The organism is Mesorhizobium sp. M2A.F.Ca.ET.037.01.1.1, from assembly GCF_003998075.1.
GTDB lineage: Bacteria > Pseudomonadota > Alphaproteobacteria > Rhizobiales > Rhizobiaceae > Mesorhizobium.
This window is the reverse complement of record NZ_RZSA01000479.1, coordinates 1-4,917: the sequence shown is the minus strand read 5'-3', so window position 1 is coordinate 4,917 and position 4,917 is coordinate 1. Positions and strand designations below refer to the sequence as shown.

Annotated in this window: 3 protein-coding genes; all 3 read right to left on the bottom strand. The window is 61.0% G+C overall.

Translation table 11 applies throughout. The features are described from left to right. The coding region (locus EOA27_RS21920) for an ATP-binding protein (RefSeq protein WP_145970461.1) at window positions 1-1,654 on the bottom strand (1,654 nt) is incomplete at its 3' end. Further along, on the bottom strand, window positions 1,651-2,775 hold the full coding sequence (locus EOA27_RS21915) for a DNA repair exonuclease (RefSeq protein WP_126057626.1): 1,125 nt from the start codon (window positions 2,773-2,775) through the stop codon (window positions 1,651-1,653). The genes EOA27_RS21920 and EOA27_RS21915, both read right to left, overlap by 4 nt. A gap of 13 nt (window positions 2,776-2,788) precedes the next feature. Then, window positions 2,789-4,917, bottom strand: a 2,129-nt coding sequence (locus tag EOA27_RS21910; RefSeq protein WP_127257148.1) for a DUF3320 domain-containing protein, incomplete at its 5' end; no start/stop codon positions are given.

Genomic DNA, 4,917 nt, shown 5'->3' with positions numbered 1-4,917 from the left:
CCCCGGCCCCGAGGGCACTCAGACGAGCAAGCTCCTCGTGTAATTGCTGTATCCCCTTGGGCGCGAGATCGGCAAGTCGCTGACGCGCCAAGCCCAGTTCGGTAGCTTTGTCGCGCGCTTCCACTAGGCGCTGGCGTGCCGTCCTGAGGCTATCGACACCGAGGGACGCAAGCAGGCTGCGGTGCTTCGCTTCGGCGTCTTCGATGGTCCGGTCGGCCTGCTGCGGCCGATTCGATCGCAGGGTCAAGGCTCCGATGCCGGCAATATCCAGGCGTACGGTGCCAGCAAAGCTTTGGTCTTCTGCATGGGGCAAGGGCTTGGCATCGATGGTCACCAAATCGGCGGCGCCGTCCCGGTATTCCATGCATAGCGTCGGCAGGGTTGCCAGGTGAGCTGCACGAAGGCTGGCGATCTCGATTTCGAGCGCCTGGAGTTGCTCGACAGCTTGTTCCGGCACCGCCAGCATCGCCAGTGCTGCCTCTCCATCTTCGATCTGGGTTCTGGCGACTTCGGCTTGTTTCAACCGGTTGTCCGAGCCGGCCAGTTGTTCGGCAGCGTCACGCGCCAAAAGAGTCGCATCCAGCCGCGCGAGCAATTCGCGTGCTTCGCGCTCTTCCAGTTCGGCTGCTTGAACTTCGCCCATCGCTTGTTCGTTTTCGGCAATGGCAGAAGCGCGCCGATCGAGAACCTCACTGCGGCGAAGCTGCGCAATCGTCGACTGCTGGCGCAAATCCGTGGCTCGTTTGAGCGCGGTCCGAAAACTATCGAGGGCCTGCTGCGCCGCGTCGTGGTGAATTGCGGCAAGGGCAGCTTCCGCCTCGGCGGCTTTCAAGGCTTCGCTGTGCGATTTGGCGGCCTCGACTGCGGCTTCCGCGGCCGAGATGGCTTCCCGCCGAGTGGCGCCTTCTTCGGGGTTTTCAAGCTCAGACAGACGCGCCAACGCCATGCGCCGCTTGTCGAGCGAATCGCGCAGACCGGTGACTTCGGCGCTGAGACGCTGCTCGTCTTTCACCAGCTTGTCACGCTCGTCGAGCGCTGCCGCATAGAGACCGCCGCTCTTGGGACGCAGCGTTGACGTAACCAGGCTATAGAGTTCTTCTTCACATGCCGCGGCGATTTCGGCCATGCGTCGCCCGCCGGTCAGGGCTTCAACTTCCCCCTGAACCGAGGACAGTAGGCTTTCGCGCACGCGTTTTTCGCCGTCCTCCTCGCTTTTGCTGCGCCTTTCGATGCCGGTGACCCCTTGGCGAACCCAGAGCAATCCTGCCGGTCCTGCGCTTCCGCCATGGATTAGTTTGCCGATAAAGGCTTCGGCCTCATCGGCTTGAGCCAACAGTCGCCCGCCGTCGAGGTCAATAACGCTGGCCAGCCTGCCGCCATAAAACTGCTTGGCAAGTCGATAGCGTCCTTCTGAAGTGGTGATGTCGGCCTCCACCACCGGATTGCCCCCACTGTAAGGCCGCAACAGTCGCACGCCTTCGGGTGTGCCCGTGTGAGGCTGGAAAAAGAGTGCGTGCAGCGCTTCGAAGAAGGTTGATTTGCCGAACTCATTGACCGCGCAAAGCACGTTGACGCCGTCGCCGATGTTTTCGATGGCGACGCCTTGCCCGGCGAACCGTTTGACGTTGTGGAGCCGAAGGGCCGTAAGTTTCATGATCCCATCGCCTCGCAATAGCTGAACAACCGAACCAGTGCTTCTCGCGATATGTCGCGTTCGACAGCCGACCGGGTTTCGTCGCTGCTTTCATCCAACAGTGCCTGCGCTGCCTCGCGAAGGGCACCAGAGCGGTCGATCCGATCCAAATCGCCACTTTCGCAGTCGGTCGCGAGCCCGTCCCCGTCCAGTTCCAGATAGGCGAAGTCGGGCGCGGCTACCGCGATCGCCGCTTGAAGGATCGTTCGCCCACTTAACCGCACCCGGCCAGACGCGGCAATTCGCAGCAAAGTCTGACGCCGCAGATGAGCCGGTGGAAGCAACGCTTCAAATGCCGCGGCGCTGTCGTCGCCAGACAGCAGATGCAGGGGAGCGGTTTTCCAGGAAAAGCTAGCTGTTTCAACGGCCACGATCTCGGGCACGGCGCCAGGCCCGGCAATGGAAACGACAAGGGCCTGACCGGGTGTATCATGCTTGAAACGGTCAGGTTCGGGCGCACCGCTATAACGGCTGCGCTCATTGATGGTGACGGGTCCGTGCCAGTCGCCAAGTGCCAGATAATCGAGGCCGGCCTTAGTCGCGCGATCTGGTGCAATGACATCGGACGCTGCTGAATCTTCGGAAAAGTTCTGAATAGCGCCATGAGCAAGGCCGAGCCGGATGGCGCCTTGCGGCGTCGCGGCGCTGTTCATCCACTCGGTAAGGTCGCGACCGGGTCTGCGGGTGGTGCAAGGTGCAGGCAGCAGCGCCACGTCCGCGCCAATGGTCAGGGTTTCGGGCCGCGTCGCCAGCAGGACATTGTCCGGCACAACGCTGTCCGCTGCACTCCACAATTGATCAGCCAACAGGGAATCATGGTTGCCAGGCAGCAATATCCAGCGCAGAGGCGCGCTCTGGCTCATCTCGGCCATGGCCTGCCGCAACATCGCTGGAGTGGGCGTTTCGGTATCGAACGTATCGCCGGCCAGAAGTATGGTGGATGCACCATGGACGCGTGCCTGCTCTGCCAGCCGGCTGATCGCGCCATGGCGCGCTTCACGGAGCCGCCCGCGCAGATCCTCTGGCATGTTGCCGAACCGCTTGCCGATATGAAGATCGGAGCTGTGGATGAATCGAAACATGGAGTCTCCGAGACTATGTCGATGCCAGGTTGCGCTGGGCGCGATCGATGGCTTCATCCAGCCGGGAGCGTGAAATCGCCGCAAGTCGCTCGACACCGAGCAGACGTGCAAGGTCGAGAGCGGGGTCGGACTGTTCCAGAATGTCCTCGTTCGCAACGACGACAGCGGCCAGCTCGGCGATTGGAATGTCGGCAATGGACCGGCGGGCATCGGCATCGAACGGCATGCGATAATCAAGCAGGTCGACCACCGTCCCTCTCTTCCATAGGAAGCTGCCGCTGGATTCTTCAGTTCTATCGAACTCGCGCAGATGCAGGTCGATCCGCTCCCGAATCTTGTTGCCCGTTCTGAGCCAGCCATGCGCCCGTGCGATGCGCTGCGCAAGGACGTCATCTCGCAGAGGTCCTTCCTGCTCGATCACCGCGTCGACCATGGACCGCAGCGTGCCCCGGTAGACGAAGTCATAAAACTGATCCGGGCTGGTGGAAAATCCGGTTAGATCAGTCAGGCGATAACGGCCGCCCGTCGGTACGGTATCATGCGTCGAATGCGCGGCCGCAGGCAAAATTCCTGCAGATGCCGATGGGCGCTCTCCCGTCGCGAGGGGAGCGGCGACAAGTTCTGGCTCTGATTTTATCGACGGATGTTCCGGTTCGCCGGCCGATGCTAGGTCTTCGGCTGGCAATGGGTCCATGGGGTCGACCTTATGTCCCATGTCCCAATGGATCGCGGCTTCACTTTCCTGTTGTTCAGCCTGTTTGCGACGGCTTTCCTCGAGCAGCGCGGCCAGGCTGGCATGAAGCCTCTCGGTGCAACCTTCGAGATCAAACCACCAATCGGTTGACCATACCCGGACAATGTTCCACCCGAGGCCGCGCAGGACCTGCTCGCGGACCTTGTCTCGATCTCGCGCCGTGGCAGAACTGTGATAGGTCGCGCCGTCGCATTCGACCCCAGCCAGATAGGCGCCGGCGAGATCGGGATGCCGGATCCCTATATCCACTCGAAAGCCCGAAATGCCGACTTGAGGAACGATGGTCCATCCGCGCTTCTCAAGCTCGGCAGCGACGGCCTCCTCGAAAGGGGATTCCAGGGCTCCGACCGATCCGCGTTCCTGCGCTGGCAATGCCACAGCGCCGCGTTCGGCAAAATCGAGAAAGGCTTTGAGATGCTGTACGCCGATCGCTTTGGTTCGGTTGGGGTCGATCTGGTCGGCGGCAAAACCTGAAAATACGATCAGTTCCTGCCGCGCACGCGTCACCGCGACATTCAGCCGGCGTTCGCCGCCGTCCCGATTCAGCGCGCCGAAATCCATGCTGCGCTTGCCGGCATTATCTTGCGAAAAGGTGATCGAAAACAGGATTATGTCACGCTCGTCCCCTTGGACATTTTCCAGATTCTTGACGATGGCGGGCTCAATACGCTCGTCGGCAAAGAACCATTCAAGCTCCGGCTCTGTCTGGCGTGCCTTGTCGAAAAGGTCGAGGATGAGCGACTGCTGTTGCGCGTTGAAAGTGATGACTCCGAGCGTGGGTCGGTCCTTTTCCGGTAGGGCCAGCCAACGCCGCATCCTGCTGACCGCCTCGTCGGTTACCGCTTGGGCTTCGATTCGATTGGTGCGGCTTTTGCCACGGTCATAGATGCCGGTCGTGATTTTTCGCAGCTGAACTGCCCGATCTTCCACCGTTGGCGAAGGGAATGTGATGAGCCGGTTCTGATAGTAGTGATGGTTGGAAAAGGCGATCAGCGACTCATTGCGGCTACGATAATGCCAGCGCAGGTCACGTACCGGGATGCCGGCCGCTTTGGCTTCGTCGAGAATGCTCTCAAGATCCTTTTCGTGTTCGACGACTTCCTCGTCCTCCTCGTTGCGGCCAAAGAAATTGGTGGGCGGCAACTGCTTGGGATCGCCTACGATTATGGTTTGATGGGCTCGCGCGATGGCACCGACGGCGTCCCAGGTGGTGATCTGCGATGCTTCGTCGAAAATCACCACGTCGAACAGGGCTTGGTCGGGCGGTAGATATTGAGCGATTGAAAGAGGGGACATCAGCATGCACGGCGCGAGCTTGGCAAAGCTCGTCGGCATCGCGCCAATCATCTCGCGGATTGACCGGCTGGGCCGCTGCAATTCCATCTGAT

Coding starts and splice junctions, on each gene's coding strand:
- EOA27_RS21915 (WP_126057626.1), bottom strand. CDS start 2,775: ATGTTTCGATTCATCCACAGCTCCGATCTTCATATCGGCAAGCGGTTC.